Here is a 21,785-nt window from a genome sequence, read left to right as displayed (position 1 = left end):
GGCCGGCCGCGAGCGTGATCGCTCTCGTCGCCATAAGGGAACTTTTGACCGCTACGTGGCCTTGGCCGGCCGCGAGCGTGGTCGCTCTCGTCGCCATAAGGGAACTTTTGACCGCTACGCCGCCCTGGCCCCCACACGCCTCGCCCCCGCCTTCCGCCGCGGCTAGGGTGTGGGTTGCCGAAAACGTCCCATGACTTCGGTGGTGTCCAAGACTGTGATAAACGCGTTTTCGTCGACGGAGTAGACCAATGCTCGCAAGTCGCTGAGTTCCAGGTGGGTCAGCACGCAGAGGAGCACGCTGCGCTCCGCCTTCGTGTACGCGCCGGAGGCGCGGATGATGGTGCTTCCCCGGGTGAGTCTTTCACCGATGAGTTGACTGACTTCGTGCGGCTTGTCGGTGACAATCAGCGCGGTCTTGCGCTGCTGGAAGTGCATCAACGAGGACACGACACGCGACGTGGCGAACATGCTCACGAGCGTGTAGAGTCCAGCTGGGATGCCGAAAATGAACATCGATAGCAAGACGACAATCGCGTTCATAATGAAGCCTGTCGATCCGACGCTGCGCCCCGTGATCCGATGCAGGACCAGACTCAGGATGTCTGTGCCGCCCATCGACCCTCCGGCGCGAATCACGAGACCTGATGAAAGGCCCGCGAGCACGCCTCCGTACAGCCCCATCAAGAGTGGGTCTTTCGGCGTTGCGAAGTGAATGGTGACGGCGTCCGTGATTGCGGAGAACCCGACGATAGCCAGTCCGGTCAGCGCGATGAACCGCTTGCCAAGGCGGCGGTAGCCTATCAAAAACAGCGGGATATTGAAGACGAAGAACAAGGTGCCGACGCCGAGAAAGTGAACATAGTGATGAATGATCTGCGCTACGCCTGTCACTCCGCCGGCCAGAATGTGCGCCGGGGTGAGAAAGTTGTTCACGGAGATAGAGCCAATCAAGTCTGAAAAGATGACGATCGCGATGCGCCAAGCCCAGTCCAAAACAGGGTGGGACTGGCCTTTCAGTCCAAACGTTCGCTTGATCCCGAGAAATCGATCCATGCCGCACACCTCCTTGGGAAGCGGTATAAACGTGTCCAACTGCCATTCTACACTGCTTCGTAGTGATCGATGTGTGGTAGGTCGGGTAATATATGTGTAGAAGAGGTTGTTCGAAAAGGCTGTTCGGCGAACCGGTGGTCCACTCTATCGACGATTGGCGGAGGCAACTGTGGCGACAAAACACCAACAAATTCTCAGCTATATTGAATCTCTTCCGCTCGGTGCGCAGATTTCTGTGCGAAAAATTGCCCGGGTGCTTGGCGTTTCCGAAGGGACGGCTTATCGCGCCATCAAGGAAGCGGAAGTGGAAGGACTTGTGTCGACTGTCGATAGAATTGGCACGGTGCGCATCGAACGCAAGCAAAAGGCGCAAATCGAACGGTTGACGTTCGCTGAAGTTGCGAGGATCGTGGAAGGCACAGTGCTTGGCGGGCGCGACGGGCTGCACAAGACCTTGGGGCGCTTCGTGATCGGCGCGATGGAGACGGAGTATATCAGCAGATATCTGAATCCTGGAAGTTTGATGATCGTCGGCAACCGGGAACACGTCCAGCGCATGTCGTTGAAGAGCGGCGCTGCCGTGCTGATTACCGGTGGTTTCACCGCGTCCTCCACGGTGGAACGGCTGGCGAACGATTATCAGCTTCCGCTTATCTCCTGTTCTTACGATACATTCACGACCGCCGCGTTGATCAACCGAGCGCTCTACGATCGGATGATCAAGAAAGATATTTTGTACGTGGAAGATGTCATGCCAACACAAAATCTGGTGACGCTGCATCCAACCGATTCCGTTCGCGATTATTATCACCTGGTCGAACAAACAGGCCATACGCGTGTGCCGGTGGTGGACGAAGACGGTCGTCTCGTCGGTATTTTAAGTCCGAGGGACGTCGCCGAGGCGGATCCGTCTGGCGCCATTGCCACCTTCATGACGCGGCAGCCGGTCACGGTAACGCCAAAGACCACCATCGCTTCCGCGTCGCACCGAATGGCATTCGAAGGCATTGAAATGATGCCGGTCGTCCGAAATCGCGACTTGATTGGTGTGCTGACTCGCCAGGATGTCATCCGCGCGCTGCAGATCATGAGCAGGCAACCACAGGTCGGTGAAACGGTCGAAGATGTGGTTGTCCGGGATTTTCAACAGATCTGGTCAGGGGAGAATCAAGTGACCTTGCGCGGCCAGGTCACGCCGCAGATGACCACCAGCGGCGGCACGCTTGCGACCGGGGCTTTGACGACCATCATTCAGGAAGCTGCCCGTGTGTGTCTGCGCCGCGTTCGGCACGTGGATATGGTCGTCGAGAACATGACGTTGTACATGCTGAAGCCTGCGTCGGTCGACACCGTGATCGACGCGCATGCACAGGTGCTGGACTACGGACGGCGCTACGCCAAGGTGGAGGTTGTCGTTCGCGACAAGTCCGACACGTTCGCCAAAGCGTTGCTGACGGCCCAATGGATTGAGAGGTGAATCGTTCGTGTCGAATTTTGTCCATCTCCACGTCCATAGCGCATACTCGTTCCGCGAGAGCGTGCTGCGTATCGAAGAATTGGTCGAAGCGGCGGTTGCGCACGAGATGCGCGCTGTCGCGCTGACCGATATCGACTCCATGTATGGGGCCATCGGCTTTTACCGTCTCGCCAAAGAGCGAAACCTTCAGCCTATTCTCGGTGTTCAATGTTCCGTGCTGCACACGGAAGACGGCAAGCGGCCAGTCACGCGCGAAGAGTGGCGCAAGCGGCTCGATCCGGTCGTTCTTCTCGGCAAGGGCGACGACGGTTACCGCGCGCTCACGCGGCTCGTTTCCGCGTGCAAGGCGAAGGGGCACGTTCCCTATTTGACGTTGGACGATCTCGCCCAACACGCGCAGCACGTGATTTGTCTGTTCGGCGGCGGAGAGTCCCACTTGCTCGAACAGTTTGCGGTTGGCGAAACGGAAGCCGCGATGGCGTCCTGTCAACGATTGCTTGCGGTGTGTCGCCCGGGGCAAATCTACGTAGACGTGCAGGACCACAGGCATCCGTTGGAACGTCAAGGATTGCCCGGCCTCCTGCGGGCTGCAAACGATCTCGGCATACCGCTCGCCGCGACCAACGACGTGCGTTACCGTGGGCCGGAAGCCGCTGAATTGCATCGGCTGTATGCGCAACTGACATACTCCGACGCGCAAGAACGATGGCCCAATGACAGTTACGGTTTGGTCTCCGCGGAGGAAATGCGCAAGCGGTTCGCGAGTTTGCCAAGCGCGGCGGACAATACGCTCGTCATTGCCGAGCAGTGCCAGGCGAAGGTGCCTCTGCATCAGGTGCGTATGCCGAAGTATGAGACCAAGGACGGCAGGCCGGCGGACGCCGTGTTGCGAGACGCCGCGATGGCTGGGGCGAAGTCCAGATACGCGCGATGGACGGACGAGATCGAGAGGAGGCTGGCCTACGAACTCGACGTGATTTGCGAAATGGGGTACGCCGATTACTTTTTGGTTGTCGCGGACTTTATCCGATTTGCCCATCAACAGGGCATTTCGACGGGCCCTGGCCGGGGTTCCGCGGCAGGCAGTCTGGTTGCGTACGCCCTGCGGATCACGGACGTCGATCCGGTCGCGAACCGCCTGCTGTTCGAACGCTTCCTGAACCCTGCACGCGTGTCGCTTCCCGACATCGATACGGATTTTGAGTACGAGCGGCGCGGGGAAGTGATCGCGTACGTCGTCGAGAAGTATGGGAAGGAGCGCGTGGCGCAAATCGGCACCTTTGGGACCTTGGCCGCTCGCGCGGCATTGCGTGAAGCCGGGAGGATGCTGCAGGCGGAGCCTCGACTGGTCGATCAACTGGCGAAGCTGATTCCTGGGCAGCCAGGGACGACCTTGTCTTCCGCCAAGGCGGAGGTGGCCGCGCTGGCCAACCTCGTCGCGAATGACTCTGCTGCGCAGAGGCTGTTCGAGACGGCGCTGCAGCTTGAAGGATTGCCGCATCACACGTCGATCCACGCGGCGGGCGTCGTGATCGCGCCGGACGATCTGGCCGATTGTGTGCCGCTCGACGTCGGCGCCGACGGGACGCCCATCACACAGTACGCGATGGACGATGTCGAAGCGCTCGGGCTCGTGAAGATGGACTTCTTGGGGCTGAAGACGCTCACGCTGATCGATCACTGCGTCAGGAGCGTGAAAGAGCGAACGGGCAGCGTGATCGACTGGCGGCGGATTCCCGTCGATGACAAGGCGACGTACGAGATGTTGGCGCGCGCCGAGACTGGCGGCGTATTTCAGCTGGACTCGCCGGGGATGCGCCGGGTGCTCAAGCAGCTTCGCCCGACGACGCTCGACGATATTGTCGCGGTGAACGCGCTGAATCGCCCGGGGCCGATGGAGAATATCCCTGCGTTTTGCGATGCGAAACACGGCAAGGTGCCGGTGCGCTATCCGCACGCCGCGCTGGAGCCGATTCTCAAGGACACGTACGGCGTGATCGTGTACCAGGAGCAAATCATGCAGATTGCGAGCCTGATGGCGGGCTTCACGCTGGGACAAGCAGATTTGCTCCGGCGGGCGGTGAGCAAAAAGAAGCGGGAAGTGCTGGATGAAGAGCGAACCCGGTTCGTGGAAGGCGCCTTGGCGTGCGGTTACGACGCGGACACGGCCAACGAAGTGTACGATTTGATTGTGCGGTTCGCCGACTACGGCTTCAATCGATCCCACGCGGCGGCCTATGCCGTGCTCAGCTACCGAACCGCCTACCTGCGGGCGCACTATTTGCCCGATTTTCTCGCAGCGTTATTGACGATGGACATGGGATCGCCAGACAAAGTGAAGAGTTACACCGAGGATGCCAAACGACACCGTATCCTGGTGCGTCCGCCGTGTGTCGTCGCCAGTGGGCGCGGCTACGCGGTCGAGGAGGATGGATCGATCCGAACTGGCCTGTTGGCGGTTCGCAACGTTGGCGAGGCCGCGGTGGAGAACATCCTTTCTACGCGCCGGGAGAAACCGTTCTCCTCGCTGCGCGATTTCGCCGTGCGCGTGAACAGCCGCGTGGTCAACCGTAAAGCCATGGAGGGCCTGCTTGAGGCAGGTGCGTTCGACGTCTTCTTTCCGGACGCGTCTGCGCCTTCAGCGAAATACCAGATGTTCGAAGAGACGATGAGACAAGCCGAGGAGGCCAAGCAATTCGAAGGCCTCGGCCTGGGCTTGTCCCTCGATGGGCCCAGCCGGAGGAATTCGGTTTCGGAGGCGGGTGTCGGATCGCGGTCCAGTGTGCTCTACGTGCGCTACAGACGAGCGAAAGATTCAGGCAAAGAGATGTTGACCCGCGTCCAGGAAGTGCTCGCGATGAACACGGGTGACGTCCCCGTCGCCTTGCACGATGAAGCTGCTCGGAAGACCCGGCTTCTGAGCGACAAATGGCGTGTCACGTTGACACCGGAACTGATCACGATGCTGGAAGATATTGTTGGAATCGGCAATGTCAAAGTGAAATCGTCGACATGAAACTAATCGCGGGACCGTCTCGGCGGTGAACACTGCTGCGCTGTGACAGTTGTCCCGCAGGACATACTTTTGTCGATCTCGTCGTAACATCGTAGGGTTGGGACACTTGGCGGCCATCGTTTCATCGAACTCGGTTGGCTGGTATGCTATAATGCGTGCAAGATTCTCATTTGATTGCTAGGAGCGAAGAAGATGTGGACAGTCATCTATATAGCGCCTACAGCCCGTCAAGCTGATCAGATCCAGGGCAAGTTGACTGACGAAGGCTTCCTAGTCAAGGTGAGGCAAGCAAAAGGCGCAAAAGAGCAATTTGAGATTCTGATTCCCGAAACAGAACTTGATGAGGGGCAGGAGGTTCTCAAGGACATTCTGCACTCTTCGTTGTGAGCGTTGTTCCTGAACACAGGTGGGACGGCCAAGAACCGAGTGGATGTTGGCCATCCCCGCAAAGGAACTCAGGCTTACCGTTTGGCACCGCTCGTCGAGTAGGCGGGCGGGCCTGAGAGGGTATGTGATGAGGTGGAACAGTGTTAAAGGATTTGTTCAACAGGCGGCGGCAGTATGCCACCTTGGGATCGACGTCCGAAGCGGCCAGGACGAACGAGGTTGTGGAACGGGACGTCCCAAAAGGGCTTGTGCAGAAGTGCGACGCATGTGGCAATCTCCTGATGGCGAAGGAGTTGCAGAAGCATCTCCACACGTGTCCGGAATGTAATTACCATTTTCGCATTGACGCTCGAACCCGGGTCGACTTGACGCTGGACGAAGGATCGTTCGTCGAATTTGACGCAAATATCTCTTCAAGCAATCCGCTTGGTTTTCCAGGTTACGAAGAAAAGTTGGCGAAAGCGCAAGCGGCGACTGGATTGGTTGAGGGCTGTGTCACGGGCAAAGGCACCATCGACGGCTTGCCGGTCGTCATTGGCGTCATGGATCCCGGTTTTATCATGGGAAGTATGGGTTCTGCGGTAGGCGAGAAACTAACGCGGGCGATGGAGTATGCCTGCGAGGTGAATGAACCGCTTGTCCTGTTTGCCGCGTCCGGCGGCGCCCGCATGCAGGAAGCTATCATCTCGCTGATGCAAATGGCGAAGACGAGTGTGGCATTGCGAAAAATGCACGATCACGGCACGCTCTTTGTCTCCGTCATCACACACCCGACTACGGGCGGCGTGAGCGCGAGTTTCGCCAGCTTAGGCGATATTATTGTCGCGGAACCAGGAGCAATGTTCGGTTTTGCGGGTCGTCGTGTCGTGGAACAGACGATTCGGCAGACCTTGCCAGATGATTTCCAGACGGCCGAATTCAATCTGAAACATGGCATGATCGATAAAGTCGTTCACCGCAAGCAAATGCGCGACGCACTCGGTGTAATCCTTCGAATCCATGCCAGACGGGGGTGGACCCATGCCGACTGAACTGGATTTCGAAAAGCCGATTGCCGAGCTGCAGGCCAAGATTGTCGAACTCAAGTCGTTCATGGAGAAGAACGGCTTGGATTTGCAAGCCGAGCTGAAAAAGCTCGAAGATCGCTTGGAAGAATTGACAGAGTCCACATACAACAATTTGACGGCCTGGCAACGCGTCCAAATCGCCCGGCAAATTGGCCGCCCAACGACGTTGGACTATATCAAGGGATTGTGTGACGAGTTTATCGAGTTGCACGGGGATCGCCATTATTGGGACGATCCCACCATCGTCGGCGGCATTGGGCTTGTCGATGGCAATCCAATCACGGTCATCGGTCATCAGAAGGGCCGCGATACGAAGGAGAATATTCGCCGGAACTTTGGCATGGCGAATCCGGAGGGATACAGAAAGGCCTTGCGCTTGATGCGGCAAGCGGAGAAATTTGGCCGTCCCGTCGTCTTCTTCATCGACACGCCAGGCGCCTACGCGGGCATGTCTGCGGAAGAGCGCGGACAGAGTGTCGCGATTGCGGAAAACTTGCTGGAGATGGCGGGATTGCGCGTGCCTACCATCTCGTTCGTCACGGGCGAAGGCGGAAGCGGCGGAGCGCTTGGATTGGGGATCACGGATCGAATTTACATGCTCGATTACGCGTGGTATTCCGTGATTGCGCCGGAGTCTGCGGCAGCGATTCTGTGGAAGGACAGCAAACTTGCGGCGAAGGCTGCGGAATCGATGAAATTGACCGGCCCGGATCTGTACGAACTGGGCATTGTGGACGAGGTCATCGAGGAACCAAGAGGCGGAGCCCAAAAAGATCCTGCGGCGATGGTGCGTGTCATTCGCAAAAAAGTCGTAGAATCTTTACACGAACTTTCGAAAAAGCCTATTGATGAACTCTTGGCCGAGCGATACCATAAGTACAGGGATATGGGAGAATACGTTGAACGGCAGTGAAGCGGTGTCCACCAAAGCGTGGACATTCCGCTTCTTCCTTTGTTGAGCATTCCGCAAAGGTCTATGAACAACGTTGAGGTTTTAGGCGTCGTCCCCCAAGCGACACTGTTGGACAACCTCGCAAAAGAGAGGGTTTCTACAATGAGAAAAACAAAGATCGTTGCAACAATAGGTCCTGCGAGTGAATCCATCGAGATGTTGACGAAGTTGATCGAGGCCGGATTGGATGTCGCACGGTTGAATTTTTCGCATGGCACCTACGAGGAACATGCGGAGCGGATCCGTCGCATTCGCGAGGCTTCGGCGAAGGTCGGCAAACACGTCGGCATCATGCTCGATATCAAAGGGCCGAAGATTCGTACGGGCAAGATTGAAAATGGACAGGTCGAACTGGAGGATGGCGACGAAATCGTCTTGACCATCGATCCGGTTGAATTGGGCACGAAAGAACGCGTCTGGATTTCCTATGAAGGACTCGTCGAAGACGTGTATCCGGGTGCTCCAATCCGTATCGACGATGGTCTGATTGGACTCGAAGTCATTGAAGTGAAAGGGCACGACATTCGCTGCCGCGTGACCAACGGCGGCACCTTGAAGGACAACAAGGGAATCAACGTGCCAGGTGTCACGCTGCGTATTCCCGGCGTCACGGAGAAAGATCACAACGACATCGTGTTCGGCATCCAGCAGGGAGTCGACATGATTGCGGCGTCCTTCGTTCGGAAATCCGCCGATGTATTGGAAGTTCGTCGGATTCTGGACGAGCACAACTATCACGCCGACATCATCTCAAAAATCGAAACGCAAGAAGGCATGGATCGGCTCGAGGAAATCGCCGAAGTGTCTGACGGCATGATGGTTGCTCGCGGTGATTTGGGCGTCGAGATTCCGACCGAAGAAGTCCCGCTTGCGCAAAAGCGAATCATCTCGCTCTGCAACAAGTATGGCAAGCCGGTGATCACGGCCACGCAAATGCTCGATTCGATGCAACGGAATCCGCGCCCGACACGCGCTGAAGCGAGCGACGTCGCCAACGCGATTTTCGACGGCACAGACGCCATCATGCTCAGCGGAGAAACCGCCGCGGGCCGCTATCCACTTGAATCTGTCCGCACGATGGCGCAGATCGCGGAACGTGCTGAAGCGGCGCTGAAACGGGACGAGGTTGCGTATCGTCACCGCACCGAATTGACCCCGTCGGTATCGGATTCACTCGGACACGCCGTCAAGACGCTCTCGACGGATCTCGATGCCGTCGGCATCATCACGGCCACGACGTCCGGGCACACCGCTCGCGCAGTGTCGAAGCATCGCCCGATGACCAATGTGATCGCGGTCACCCCATACGATCACGTCGCACGCCGCCTTACGGTATACTGGGGGGTGCATCCGGTCGTCGTCGAAGACATCGCTTCGACCACCGACGAACTGTTGGCCGCTTCCGTCCAAGGCGCTTTGGCGTCAGGCTATGTCAAGGCGGGCGACAGGGTCGTCATTACGGGCGGCATTCCCGCAGGAACAGCGGGAACGAGCAACTTCCTCAAGATTCACACCGTGTGATCCCGCGCTCATCCATCGCGGATGCTGGGGATGCTGCGGTTGTTGCAGTCGTACCATAGGTTGCATATAATCAGGGCAAGTTTGAACTGGATATGCAGAGCGTTGAACAGGGAAAAGTAGACGTTCATTCGGAAACCGCGTGCCTCGTGAATACGAGGGAACGCCGCAGAGAGTTGGCGATGGTGGAACCCAACCCGAGTGACGGTTGAAGATGGGCCCTGGGAGCTAGCTATTCGAAGACTGGGCCGAACAAGTCCCAAGTCGGAGGGTGGCTCGTACGGCCGACGTTATCAGGCTAGCTAGAGTGCAGTGGTCTTCTTGGTATCCGAGAGGGTTCGCTGAATATGGGTGGCACCGCGGAATTCTTCGTCCCAGAGGATGGAAGAATTCCGCTTTTTTGCGTTCTCGTGGTTCTGCGACAGCGACTGCGGGAACCTCGCGGTTCGCTGCGGCACCTTGTGCCTCGTCGGGGGATGCAAGGATGTTGAAATTTGACCCATTTTTGAGGAAGAAGGAGAATGATGATGACACGTGTATTTTCAGGCATCCAGCCTTCGGGCAATTTGACGATTGGCAACTATCTCGGCGCGATGAAGAATTTCGTCCGGCTCCAACACGAGGCCGACTGCCTGTTCTGCGTCGTGGATCTCCACGCCATCACGGTACCGCAGGAACCGGAAGCGCTTCGCGAGAATTCGCGAAATCTCGCCGCGCTGTATATTGCCGCCGGGATCGATCCCGATAAAGCCACGGTGTTCATTCAGTCGCACGTAACGGCTCACGCGGAACTGGGATGGATCTTGCAGTGCATCGCGTATTACGGAGAACTCGGCCGCATGACGCAGTTCAAAGACAAATCGGCGCAGAAAGAGGTTGTCACTGCCGGTTTGTTCACGTATCCGGCGCTCATGGCCGCTGACATTCTGCTGTATCAGACTGGACTTGTGCCGGTTGGGGAAGACCAGAAGCAGCACCTCGAGTTGACGCGAGATATCGCGGAGCGTTTCAACAACCGGTTCGGCCAGACGTTTGTGGTGCCAGAACCGTATATTCCGAAGTTTGGCGGCCGAATCATGAGTCTGGAGAACCCAGAGAAGAAGATGAGCAAAAGCGATGAAAGCGCAGGCGCCTACATCGCGATGTTGGATGAACCCGACGTGATTCGCAAAAAAATCAGTCGCGCCGTGACCGATTCGGATCGCGAAGTCCGTTACGATCCCGATGCGAAACCTGCCGTCAGCAACCTCATGACCATCTACGGAATGTTTACGGACATGACGATGGAGCAGGTCGAGAAGCACTTCGCGGGACAGGGTTATGGTCCGTTTAAAAAGGAGCTCGCGGAAGTCGTGGTAGATGGACTCTCGCCAATCCAGCAGCGCTACCGTGAGTTGATCGGATCGAGTGAAGTCGACGAGGTCTTGCGCAAGGGCGCCCAGAAGGCGCGAGAGATGTGCGCGGGCACGCTGGCGGATGTCAAATCGAAACTTGGCTTTGTCTTGGCGTAGTAGTCGAGAAGGTTATAGCGGAGCAGTTTATAGTCGAGAAGCATGTAAAGCAGGGAGGTCGCAGCCGTGCGATTGCTGATCGTGGAAGACGAGTTGCAATTGCAGCGGGAATTGGTCGCGCTGTTCGAGCAGAACGCATACATTGTTGACGCAGTGGATACGATGTTCGACGCGGTCGAACACGGTATCAGCATGGCTTACGACTGCATCGTGCTCGACTACATGCTTCCGGACGGAGACGGCATCGAAGCTTTGGCCGAGCTGAGAGAGGCGGGGTGCACGACCCCCGTGCTCATGTTGACCGTGAAAAATGAGCCGCAAGATCGCGTCCGCGGTCTGAATCAAGGTGCGGACGATTATCTGGGCAAGCCATTTCACCCGGAGGAACTGCTCGCACGGGTCGGTGCCCTGGTTAGGCGCGTGCCTGCGCTTGCTCCAGAAGAGTCGGTGTCGTACGGCAGAGTCACATTGCGCACGCGCACGCGCACGCTCGAATATCAGAGCAAGACGCTGGAACTCACGAGCAAGGAATTCGCGTTGATGGAAGCGCTGTTCCGCCACCGCCACCAATTGCTGACACGGGATCAGTTGATTGCCAAAGTATGGGGGCCCGATGCTGAAGTGGCGGACAGCGCGCTCGACACGTACGTGTACTTTCTACGCAAAAAATGCGCCAACATAGGATGGAAGAATGCCATTGTCACCGTACGTGGGCGCGGGTATGTACTGCAACCGGAGGAACCGTAAATGTTTCGACGCATGTATGTCACAGTGGCGCTTCTGTTGATTGTGAGCACGGCGATGTTGTTGGTGTTGCTCGGAATGGCGGTGTATCGGCAGTTGCGCTTGGATCTTGTGCGCGACGGCGAGGAAGCCATGCAGGAAGTCGTACCATTCGTCCGAACGGCGGTTCAAGCGGAAAACCTGTTTGACGGGACGGGCATTCCCATCCGTGACAGCCGCGGTGACAGCATTTATTATTACGCTCCGGCCGTCACGCCCATCGCGCACTCCCCGCATAGTCCCGTACCGTTGTCCCAGATTCGAGGCATGGGTTCACTGAATCATTTCGAAACATTTACCTACGATGGAGAGCCATATCGGCTATACACGTTTCTGGCGGCGCCAGGTACGTCCAACAAGTCTATCATCTACATGTACACCTTGATCACCGAGGAAGAGTCCATGCTGGATCACACGCTGCGCGTCATGTGGATGCTCGGCAGCAGTGGATTCATCCTCGCCGTCGTCGGCAATCTCCTGCTTGCCCGAAGGCTCGTTCAGCCCACGTATCGGGCGTGGACTGCATACAGTGAATCGGTCATGGAGTTGTCGCACGAGTTGCAGACGCCGCTGGCGACCGTTAGCGCGATGTTGGCAAGCCGCGGAGTCGACGACGACACTGCGACGGACGTGCGGCGGGAGTTGGATCGAGCTTCTCAAATCGTCTCGGACATGCTCTACCTGTCGCGGCTGCGTACTGGTTTTTCGGATCGTGCCACGGAGCCGGTCGCCGTTTCCGACATTACCGAGGAAGTGGCGCAGCGATTTGAGCATATGGCCGAGTCATCCGGGCTTTATCTTCAGGGACAGGCGGACGATGGACTGTTCGTGGAGACGACGGCCGGAGAGTGGGAGCGGCTTGTCAGCACGTTGTTCAAAAACGTGATCGATCACGCCGCTCGCCCCTCCACGGCCAAGTGGTCGCTCACGAGTGACACCAAGCGTGTTCGGCTGCTTGTCGAGAACGAGAGCAATCGCGACGGCTCCCTCGTTCGACACCGTCCTGTTGAACGGGGCATTGGCTTGCAAATTGTGCAGCGACTCGCTCAAAGGATGCGGGGAAGGACCCGAATCGAACAGGACGGCAGTCGGTTTCGCGTGGAAGTGAGCGTGCCCATGCTGAAAATTCCCTGGTAGTGTCGGGACTTGTCGAATGAAATGATTGCGCTTGCACGACCGGGGGCGTGTGCTATCATAAATTTTGGGACGGAACTAGATCACTCCTTCACGTTATTTCTCCGACGATCCGTCTTCCTGTCTTTCAGATTCGCGCAGCGGGATACTGAATTACATAAGAGGAGGGCTCACATGCCAAGTTTCAAGCACTATGCAGCGCCTGCCGCAGGAGAACCCATCACGCAGCGAGACGGCCGTCTCGTCGTCCCCGATTGTCCCATTATTCCCTTTATTGAAGGAGACGGAATAGGTCCTGACATCTGGCGAGCGTCGCAGCGCGTGTTTGACGCCGCAGTCGAAAAGGCGTATGGCGGAAAGCGCAAAATCGCATGGTATGAGGTTTACGCCGGGGAGAAAGCGTTCAAGACGTTCAACGAGTGGCTGCCGGCCGACACCTTGACGGCGATTACCGAGTATATCGTCGCTATCAAAGGTCCTTTGACGACGCCGGTTGGCGGTGGCATTCGTTCGTTGAACGTCGCGCTTCGCCAAGAGCTGGACTTGTATGTCTGCCAACGCCCCGTTCGCTACTTCAATGGCGTGCCGTCGCCCGTAAAGCATCCTGAACTTGTCGATATGGTTATCTTCCGCGAAAACTCGGAGGACATCTATGCCGGTGTCGAGTGGCAGGAAGGAACGCCCGAAGTCCGAAAGGTCGTCGACTTCCTGCGGAACGAAATGGGCGTGAAAAAGATTCGCTTCCCAGAGACTTCCGGTATCGGCATCAAGCCAGTATCCCGGGAGGGCACCGAACGTTTGGTGCGCGCCGCGATCCAGTATGCTTTGCAACATGGCCGCAAAAGTGTGACGCTTGTGCACAAGGGCAACATCATGAAGTTCACGGAAGGCGCTTTCAAGAACTGGGGCTACGAACTGGCTGAGCGCGAGTTTGCGGATCAGACGTTCACTTGGGCAGCGTATGATCGCATCAAGGAGAGCGACGGGCTCGACGCCGCCAACAAAGCTCAGGCGGAAGCCGAAGCTGCGGGCAAGCTGATTGTGAAAGACGTGATTGCGGACGCATTCTTGCAGCAGATTTTGACTCGTCCTGCGGAATACGATGTCATCGCGACGCTCAATCTCAACGGCGACTACATTTCGGACGCGCTCGCTGCCCAAGTCGGTGGCATAGGCATCGCGCCGGGTGCTAACATAAACTACGAAACGGGCCACGCGGTATTCGAGGCGACACACGGAACAGCGCCAAAATACGCTGGTCTCGACAAGGTGAACCCAGGCTCTGTCATTCTCTCTGGTGTCATGATGTTGGAATATCTCGGATGGCAAGAGGCGGCTGATTTGATCACGACGGCCATCGAGAAGGCCATCGCCCAAAAGATCGTGACGTACGATTTTGCGCGTTTGATGGATGGCGCGACCGAAGTCAAGTGTTCAGAGTTTGGGGACCAGATCATCAAGAATATGTGATAAGGAGTCTTCCCTATGTCCAATCGCAAGAAGATCTCAGTCATCGGTGCGGGCTTTACGGGTGCGACCACGGCGCTGATGATTGCCATGAAGGAACTCGGCGACGTCGTGCTGCTCGACATACCGCAGATGGAGAATCCGACGAAGGGCAAGGCCTTAGACATGCTTGAAGCAATGCCGGTCGTCGGCAGCGACGTTCGCGTAACAGGAACCTCAAACTACGAAGACACAGCCAATTCGGATTTGGTCATTATCACGGCCGGTATCGCCCGCAAACCTGGCATGAGTCGGGACGATCTCGTCAATACCAATGCGGGCATTGTGAAGTCCGTAACTGAACAAGTTGTCAAGCACTCTCCGAATACCATCATCATCGTTCTGTCGAACCCGGTGGACGCGATGACGTATGTCGCATACAAAGCGAGCGGCTTTCCCAAGAATCGCGTGATCGGCCAGGCTGGCGTTCTGGATACGGCGCGTTTCAACGCGTTCGTCGCGGAGGAACTTGGGATTTCGGTAGAAGATGTGCATGGTTTTGTGCTTGGCGTCCATGGCGACGACATGGTGCCGCTCGTGCGCTACTCCAACGTCGGCGGCGTTCCGCTGGAACGGTTCCTGTCAAAGGAGCGCATCGAAGAGATTGTCCAGCGCACGCGGACCGGTGGCGGCGAGATCGTCGGCCTGCTCGGCAATGGCAGTGCGTACTATGCGCCAGCCGCGTCGCTCACGCAGATGGCAGAATCGATTCTCAAAGATAAGCGTCGATTGATTCCCGCCATCGCGTATCTTGAGGGCGAGTTCGGCTACCAGGATCTGTTCCTCGGCGTACCAACTGTGCTGGGTGGCAACGGGATCGAGAAGATTGTCGAACTCGAACTCTTGCCAGAGGAAAAGGCCGCGTTGGATCAATCCGCAGAATCCGTGCGCAAGGTCGTCGCGGTATTGCAATAAGGTGGATTTCGGACAGCCTGCGATAGGCAGTCGCCAGTTTGCATATGCATAGCATTCAACCGTCGAAGGTGGCAACTCGTCGCCTTCGACGGTTGTTTCTTGGTTATCCAGGGCAAGCCAAGCCGTTCACCACCGAGATTGGGCACTCTTGTGATAAGATGAAAGAAAGTGATCCCCGAGCGCACCGCTTGGGATGAAATTTTGAGGTGGCTTATGCCGAGCAAACCGGAGAAACTCCTCCTTATCGACGGAAACAGCGTACTGTATAGAGCCTTTTTCGCTTTGCCGCCGCTCTCGAACAAACGTGGCGTCGTCACCAACGCCGTGTATGGTTTTGCACTGATGTTGCTTCGCTTGCTGAAAGATGAGCAGCCTACACACCTCGCGGTCGCCTTCGACAAATCGAAGACTACGTTTCGCCATGAATATTACGCAGAATACAAAGGCACGCGGCAAAAGACACCGGACGATCTCGTCGAACAATTCCCGCTTGCCAGACAACTTCTCGACGCCTTTGCCATTCCGGTCATCGAAATCGAATCGTACGAAGCGGATGATATCATTGGCACATTGTCGAAGCAGGCGGATGAACGCGCTTGGCAGACCCGGATTGTCTCAGGTGACAAGGATCTTCTGCAACTGGTATCCACCCACGTGCACGCCTTGCTCACACGCCGCGGTATGACGGAAATGGACTATTACGACGTCGCGGCGATTGAGGAACGGTACGGTCTGCGACCCGAGCAAATCATCGATTTAAAAGGACTGATGGGCGACTCATCGGACAACATTCCAGGCGTGCCCGGCGTGGGCGAGAAGACGGCAATCAAGTTGTTGTCTGCATATCCCACGGTGGAGGACGTTTTCGATCACGTCGACGAAGTGTCGGGTGCCAAACTTCGCGAACGATTGCGCGAGCACAAGCAAGACGCCCTTCTGTCGAAGCGTCTGGCGACTATCAGGCGCGATGTGCCAGTGGACGTGTCGATTGAAGACCTCGCGTATACGGGGTATGACTCGAAGTCTGTCGCAGCGTTATTCCGAGAGCTTGAATTCAACTCTCTAATCGACAAAATTTCCGAGGAAATGAGTGTTTCGTCAGATCTTGCAGATACCACTGAGCATGCCGAAGCCTTGGAGAGTGTGAAGTTCCAGCGGATCGAGAAAGCATCGGATCTGCAAACAGTCTGGGACGAGTTGGGTTCCGTGGTAGGGTGCATGTTTGATTTCGTATCTCCGGATTATCACAACGCGGATTTGGCTGGGGTGGCGATTGGCTCAGGCCATCAAGCGTACTATCTTCAGTTCGGCGACGATCTCGAACTGATCGACATACGCCCGTGGCTCCAAAGTGACCACAACAAAGTTGTGTTTGACCTGAAGTCGCTCGCGTTTGCCTTGGACGCTCACGGCATCGGCATCTCGATCGACGGTGCTTGGGACGATGTGAAACTGGCCGCGTATTTATTGAATCCGACGGATGGCGAGGTCGAGCTGGAGGAAATTGTCGATCGCGAATTGCATATGCGCCTCCCGAGTATCGCCAAAGCGACGGAGGCTCGCGACCAGTTGCTTTGCAACATCGCAGTCCGCCTACCAAGTTTGTTCCAACAATTGGAAAATGCGCTCATCGCTCAAGAATTGGATGATCTCTATCGTTTCGTAGAATTGCCCTTGGCATTCGTCTTAGCCAAAATGGAAATCACAGGGTTCTACGTCAACGCTGAAAAACTGCGAGCGTTTGGCGCGGATCTGACGAAGCGGATCGCGGAACTCACACAAACGATCTACGATTTGGCGGGCGTTGAGTTTAATTTGAACTCTCCGAAGCAATTGGGAGAAGTGTTGTTCGACAAGTTGAATCTGCCGGCCATCAAGAAAACCAAATCCGGCTATTCGACGAGCGCAGACGTATTGGAGAAGCTTGCGCCATATCACGAAGTGGTCGCAAAGATTCTCGACTACCGGCAACTGGCGAAACTCCAGTCCACGTACGTCGACGGTCTGTTGAAGGTGATTCAGCCGAAGACAGGGCGCATCCATACGCGTTTTCATCAGGCACTGACCGCGACAGGGCGCCTGTCGAGCAGTGAGCCCAATCTCCAAAATATCCCTATTCGTCTGGAGGAAGGCCGCAAGCTTCGACAGGTATTCGAGCCCACGTACGAAGATTGGGTGATCTTCGCCGCCGACTATTCGCAGGTGGAGCTGCGAATCCTGGCGCATCTTTCTGGAGACGAGGCGTTGATTGACGCGTTCCGTCGCGGTATGGACATCCATACGCGGACGGCGAGCGACGTGTTTGAAGTGCCCCTTGATCAAGTGACGAGCCTCATGCGCCGACAGGCGAAGGCCGTGAATTTTGGCATCGTGTACGGCATCAGCGACTTCGGTCTCGCGCAGAATCTAAACATTCCGCAAAAAGAGGCGAAGCGGTTCATTGAAGAATATTTTCGCAAGTTTCCCGGTGTGCAGCGATATATGGAGGACATCGTGGCGCAAGCGAAATCGAAAGGCTACGTAACCACGTTGATGAATCGGCGGAGGTATTTGCCCGATATTCACAGCCGGAACTTCCACCTTCGATCATTCGCAGAACGAACAGCGATGAACACTCCGATTCAAGGCACGGCTGCCGACATCATCAAGGTCGCTATGGTCCGGATCGACAGGGCCTTGCGCGAATCCGATCTCGACGCACGCATGCTTCTCCAAGTGCACGACGAACTCATTTTCGAGTGCCCGAAAGACGAACTCGAGAGCCTTTCGCAGTTGGTCGTCGACAAGATGGAAAATGCGATGACGCTCAATGTGCCCTTGAAGGTCGATATCGCACACGGCCCGACTTGGTACGACGCGAAGTGAGTGGGATGAGGAGGAACAGCGTTGCCTGAGTTGCCAGAAGTTGAGACCGTACGACGGGGGCTCTCCGCTCTCGTCGTCGGCCAAACCATCACTCGTGTCGATGTCAGGCTGCCGCGCATCGTCCGATTTCCTTCGGTCGACGCGTTTGTTTCGCGCCTTCAAGGCCGGCAGTTCAAAGACATTCGTCGACGCGGGAAGTACCTGTTGTTCGACGTCGAGCCATACACGCTGATATCGCACCTTCGCATGGAGGGGCAATATCGCGTCGTGCCTGAGGACGAACCTAAAGCTTTGCACACGCATGTTGTGTTTGGCCTCGCCAACGGTATGGAATTGCGCTATCGCGACGTCAGACAGTTTGGCACGATGGATGTGGTGGCGGAAGGCGAACCGCTGCCGTCCGGGCTGGTGTCACTTGGGCCGGAGCCGTTTGATCCGAATCTCACATTCCAGGACCTGTACTCGCGAATCCACCGTCGGATGGCTCCCATCAAGTCGGTGTTGCTAAATCAGACCGTGATCGCCGGCCTAGGCAATATCTACGTCGACGAGGCCTTGTTTCTCGCGGGTATCCATCCGCTCACAGGCGCGGACAAGCTTCGCAAAACGGATTGCGAACGGCTGCTTCAATCCATCCGCGAAGTGCTGACGCGAGCCATCGACGCCGGCGGATCGACCATTCGCACCTATGCCGACGGCTACGGCCGCCACGGCGGGTTCCAGATGCAACTGAACGTGTATGGGCGCGCCGGGGAACCGTGTCTCGGCTGCGGCGGCGAGATCGAGAAGATCAAGCTCGGTGGGCGCGGCACACACTACTGTATACACTGCCAGCCGCGAAACGGCAGAAAGACCCGCAGCAAATCGATGTCTGCGGCCGCATCGTCGGAGGGATTTACACCATGAAGGAACACATCATCGGATTGACTGGCGGCATTGGTACCGGCAAGAGCACTGTCTCGTCGATGTTTCGCGATCTCGGCGCGTACATCGTCGACGCCGACGTGTGGGCGCGCAAAGTGGTCGAGCCAGGCACGGAGGGTCTCGCAGAAATCGTCGACGCGTTCGGCCGCGAGGTTTTGCTGCCAGACGGTACGCTCAATCGAAAAAAGCTCGGCGCCATTGTCTTTTCTGACGATAAGGCCCGGCAAACATTGAATCAAATCGTCCATCCGCGCGTGCGAAGAGGCATGTTGGACGAAACTCGCGCGTATGTAAAACAAGCAGGGGACAAGAAGGTCATCTGGGACGTGCCGCTGTTGTTCGAAGGTGACACCAGGCATCTCGTCGGATCGACCATCGTCGTCAGCGCAAGTCCGGATGTGCAATTGGCGCGGGTGATGGCGAGAGACGGGATCGACGAGAAGGCCGCGCTGGCGCGGATTCGCGCCCAGATGCCGCTCGAGGAAAAGCGTCGATTGGCGACGTTCGTGATCGACAACGACGGGACACTGGAAAATACGCGGAAGCAGGTGGAGCGAATATGGACAACCATTCTCAATCAAGCCGACATCGACCCAAGTTTGTCATCCTAAACCGTCGGTCCATTCTCGCCGCGGTGTTGCTGGTTGTCGTCCTCGTCATCATTTCGACCAACGCGTTTTGGCGCATGATGTACCCAATTCACTACCAGGCCAACATCCAAAGCGCGTCGGCCTCCGCCCAGGTCGATCCGCTGCTCATCGCCAGCATCATCCGCGTCGAAAGCAAGTTTCGCTCCACCGACGTATCGCACGCCGGCGCCGTCGGTCTCATGCAACTGATGCCGCAGACCGCCGAATGGATCAACCAGACCATCCGCGAACAGAAGACTGGCTCAGGCGCCGCGATGAACAAGCTTCCAAGCGACGCCAAGACACTCGCGAGTCCACAGTACAACATCCTGATTGGCAGTTGGTATGTGAAGAGTCTCATCAATCAGTTCCATGGCAACCAAACCGCCGCCATCGCCGCCTATAACGCCGGCCCTCGCCGCGTCAGCACGTGGTTGGCCCAAGGTGTCTGGAACGGCCGGCTGCTAGACATCACGCAAATCCCAGTCGGCGAAACGAGGCACTTCGTGGATCGGGTATTTTACAATTACGCCTTGTATCGTAAAATTTACGGCAACGATCCCGCCTGGCAGCTGAAGACCAACTCATAATGGGAAGTACATGCACCTACTCGGTTTAGGTTGACACACATCTCTTGTCCGATATATAATCAAGTGCGTTGACGCTCTCGGGCGTCATGACATGTCGGGATGGCGGAATTGGCAGACGCGCACGTTTGAGGGGCGTGTGGGGAAACCCGTGCGGGTTCAAGTCCCGCTCTCGACACCACTAGCAAACTTGTTCCGAATCTGACGGTCACCTCATGAATCGAAGGTGATGCAGGACGTCGACACGGTCGACAAGCTATTGCACAATACGCCTTTTCTCTTCACCGTCCGAAGAGAGGGCGTATTTCTTTGTAACACCATGCTTTCTCGAATTGTCGCTTGTCCAATTGTCACTTTCTCGGGGTAAACTTGCGTCAAATGCCCGCGCTCCAGCCAACTCCGACTCAAACATTGGCATCTGTCGACTCGCGGCGTTCATTTTTCGGCGCAAAGCTCGTGATTCGTCCCCAAGGCATCAATTCTTGGTGAAAGAATCGCTGATGCCACCCATTTCATCATGCGATATCATTCCTAGTGAACGGAATGTAATAAACTCATTTCCCCAAACGTGTTCTGCAAACATATTTCGGATTCTTCGAATAAATGAGATTACTTATTCTGCAACCAGCAGTTCCAGACCGGCCGGAACATCTACAACGAAGAACTTCAACTACTATGATACGAGGAGGTATCATGGGGAGGCATCATCGTGAGTAAAACATTCACTCCGCGGAACTGACTTGTCGGTATGTTTAGCTGTCCTAGCAGCCCTAGCAATCTTAGCGTGGTATCGAACACACAATTCCCGCTCAGGCTAAAGAAATTATTTTACAGTGTTTATGGACATCCATTCAGTCTGCCCAATACACCGGACCTTGGGTCGATACAAATGATAATCCTTCGTCCATCAAAGTCGCTAATATGAACAACGCTATGAGGTTGCGGGTAGCAAGAGGTGCGTTCTGTTTCTGCTTTGATGCTCAACCAATCTAGTCTGCCCCTGTACAAGGTTAAATCTCTTTCATGGATAAATGCGTTCTCGTCTGACGAAAAACCTGAAATCTTGGCACATGCAGATGTCAAAATCGAAGTGCTCTTTGGCTCGACGATAGGTTTAAGTGTAGATGAGGAAGGTACAATTAACAGTTGAGATTTAACACGATTTTGTAAAATACAACACCGCATACCGTAAAGGTCAGTGGGCGGCCAAAGCTGCCTCCTTTGATTTCCTCGATCTCACCTGCGGAAATCCTCCGTGCCTATTCCACTGCCAAATGTCCTTCGAAGCCAAATGATCTTCTTCGCATAAAGAACGATGCTTTCCTAGGAGTGGCAGAAGCGATCTAACCAAATCATATTACGGGAAATATGCCGCACTGTGGTGCTCTGTTGCGCCGCTTTGCGCGCCGAGGTTCGGGAACGCACCACCGTACGGGAACTTTTGACCGTTATGCGTCCCGG

General features: G+C 56.2%; 15 protein-coding genes, 1 tRNA gene and 1 pseudogene. 16 read left to right on the top strand and 1 reads right to left on the bottom strand.

Annotated elements, in window-relative coordinates:
- Nucleotides 1-162: 162 nt before the first annotated feature.
- Complete coding sequence (locus AAC01S_RS14880) at nucleotides 163-1,053, bottom strand: YitT family protein (RefSeq protein WP_067624108.1); 891 nt, start codon at nucleotides 1,051-1,053, stop codon at nucleotides 163-165.
- A gap of 169 nt (nucleotides 1,054-1,222) precedes the next feature.
- On the opposite strand from AAC01S_RS14880, the gene AAC01S_RS14875 reads away from it, so the two are divergent.
- The 16 genes and pseudogenes from AAC01S_RS14875 to AAC01S_RS14800 all read left to right on the top strand — a co-directional run bounded on the left by AAC01S_RS14875 (nucleotide 1,223) and on the right by AAC01S_RS14800 (nucleotide 20,505).
- A complete protein-coding gene (locus tag AAC01S_RS14875) occupies nucleotides 1,223-2,530 on the top strand; it encodes a DRTGG domain-containing protein (RefSeq protein WP_067624112.1) in 1,308 nt (435 codons plus the stop codon).
- Nucleotides 2,531-2,537: 7 nt separating this feature from the next.
- The gene (gene dnaE, locus AAC01S_RS14870; RefSeq protein WP_067624105.1) at nucleotides 2,538-5,546 is read left to right on the top strand and encodes a DNA polymerase III subunit alpha; all 3,009 of its coding nucleotides are present in this window, start codon (nucleotides 2,538-2,540) and stop codon (nucleotides 5,544-5,546) included.
- A gap of 192 nt (nucleotides 5,547-5,738) precedes the next feature.
- Nucleotides 5,739-5,933, top strand: coding sequence for a glutamate decarboxylase (locus tag AAC01S_RS14865; protein ID WP_067624102.1), 195 nt, complete (start codon nucleotides 5,739-5,741; stop codon nucleotides 5,931-5,933).
- 140 nt (nucleotides 5,934-6,073) lie between these two features.
- On the top strand, nucleotides 6,074-6,964 hold the full coding sequence (accD, locus tag AAC01S_RS14860; RefSeq protein ID WP_067624098.1) for an acetyl-CoA carboxylase, carboxyltransferase subunit beta: 891 nt from the start codon (nucleotides 6,074-6,076) through the stop codon (nucleotides 6,962-6,964).
- Nucleotides 6,954-7,913, top strand: a complete 960-nt coding sequence (locus tag AAC01S_RS14855) for an acetyl-CoA carboxylase carboxyltransferase subunit alpha (protein ID WP_067624094.1) — start codon at nucleotides 6,954-6,956, stop codon at nucleotides 7,911-7,913. The genes accD and AAC01S_RS14855 overlap by 11 nt, the downstream gene beginning before the upstream one ends.
- A 141-nt stretch (nucleotides 7,914-8,054) precedes the next feature.
- A pseudogene (gene pyk / locus AAC01S_RS14850) lies at nucleotides 8,055-9,470 on the top strand (pyruvate kinase); the annotation flags it as partial.
- Between the two features lie 521 nt (nucleotides 9,471-9,991).
- Nucleotides 9,992-10,981, top strand: a complete 990-nt coding sequence (gene trpS / locus AAC01S_RS14845; protein ID WP_067624090.1) for a tryptophan--tRNA ligase — start codon at nucleotides 9,992-9,994, stop codon at nucleotides 10,979-10,981.
- Nucleotides 10,982-11,047: 66 nt separating this feature from the next.
- Nucleotides 11,048-11,728, top strand: coding sequence for a response regulator transcription factor (locus tag AAC01S_RS14840; protein WP_067624088.1), 681 nt, complete (start codon nucleotides 11,048-11,050; stop codon nucleotides 11,726-11,728).
- On the top strand, nucleotides 11,729-12,901 hold the full coding sequence (locus AAC01S_RS14835) for a sensor histidine kinase (protein ID WP_067624086.1): 1,173 nt from the start codon (nucleotides 11,729-11,731) through the stop codon (nucleotides 12,899-12,901).
- A 171-nt stretch (nucleotides 12,902-13,072) separates the two neighbouring features.
- Nucleotides 13,073-14,368 carry an NADP-dependent isocitrate dehydrogenase gene (icd, locus tag AAC01S_RS14830; RefSeq protein ID WP_067624083.1) on the top strand — a complete coding sequence of 432 codons (1,296 nt, stop codon included), beginning with the start codon at nucleotides 13,073-13,075 and terminating at the stop codon, nucleotides 14,366-14,368.
- A 15-nt stretch (nucleotides 14,369-14,383) separates the two neighbouring features.
- Nucleotides 14,384-15,319 carry a malate dehydrogenase gene (mdh, locus tag AAC01S_RS14825; protein ID WP_067624081.1) on the top strand — a complete coding sequence of 312 codons (936 nt, stop codon included), beginning with the start codon at nucleotides 14,384-14,386 and terminating at the stop codon, nucleotides 15,317-15,319.
- Between the two features lie 213 nt (nucleotides 15,320-15,532).
- A complete protein-coding gene (gene polA, locus AAC01S_RS14820) occupies nucleotides 15,533-18,184 on the top strand; it encodes a DNA polymerase I (RefSeq protein WP_067624078.1) in 2,652 nt (883 codons plus the stop codon).
- 21 nt (nucleotides 18,185-18,205) lie between these two features.
- Nucleotides 18,206-19,090 (top strand): bifunctional DNA-formamidopyrimidine glycosylase/DNA-(apurinic or apyrimidinic site) lyase, encoded by an 885-nt coding sequence (gene mutM / locus AAC01S_RS14815; protein ID WP_067624075.1) that lies wholly within the window; start codon nucleotides 18,206-18,208, stop codon nucleotides 19,088-19,090.
- Complete coding sequence (gene coaE / locus AAC01S_RS14810) at nucleotides 19,087-19,719, top strand: dephospho-CoA kinase (protein WP_067624072.1); 633 nt, start codon at nucleotides 19,087-19,089, stop codon at nucleotides 19,717-19,719. The genes mutM and coaE overlap by 4 nt, the downstream gene beginning before the upstream one ends.
- A complete protein-coding gene (locus AAC01S_RS14805) occupies nucleotides 19,668-20,327 on the top strand; it encodes a lytic transglycosylase domain-containing protein (RefSeq protein WP_067624069.1) in 660 nt (219 codons plus the stop codon). The genes coaE and AAC01S_RS14805 overlap by 52 nt, the downstream gene beginning before the upstream one ends.
- 93 nt (nucleotides 20,328-20,420) lie before the next feature.
- Nucleotides 20,421-20,505, top strand: a tRNA-Leu gene (locus AAC01S_RS14800).
- Nucleotides 20,506-21,785 lie beyond the last annotated feature (1,280 nt).

This window comes from Alicyclobacillus acidiphilus NBRC 100859 (assembly GCF_001544355.1).
GTDB classification, from domain to species: domain Bacteria; phylum Bacillota; class Bacilli; order Alicyclobacillales; family Alicyclobacillaceae; genus Alicyclobacillus; species Alicyclobacillus acidiphilus.
Note: the sequence above shows the minus strand (reverse complement) of the source record. Positions and strands in the feature narration are given on the sequence as shown.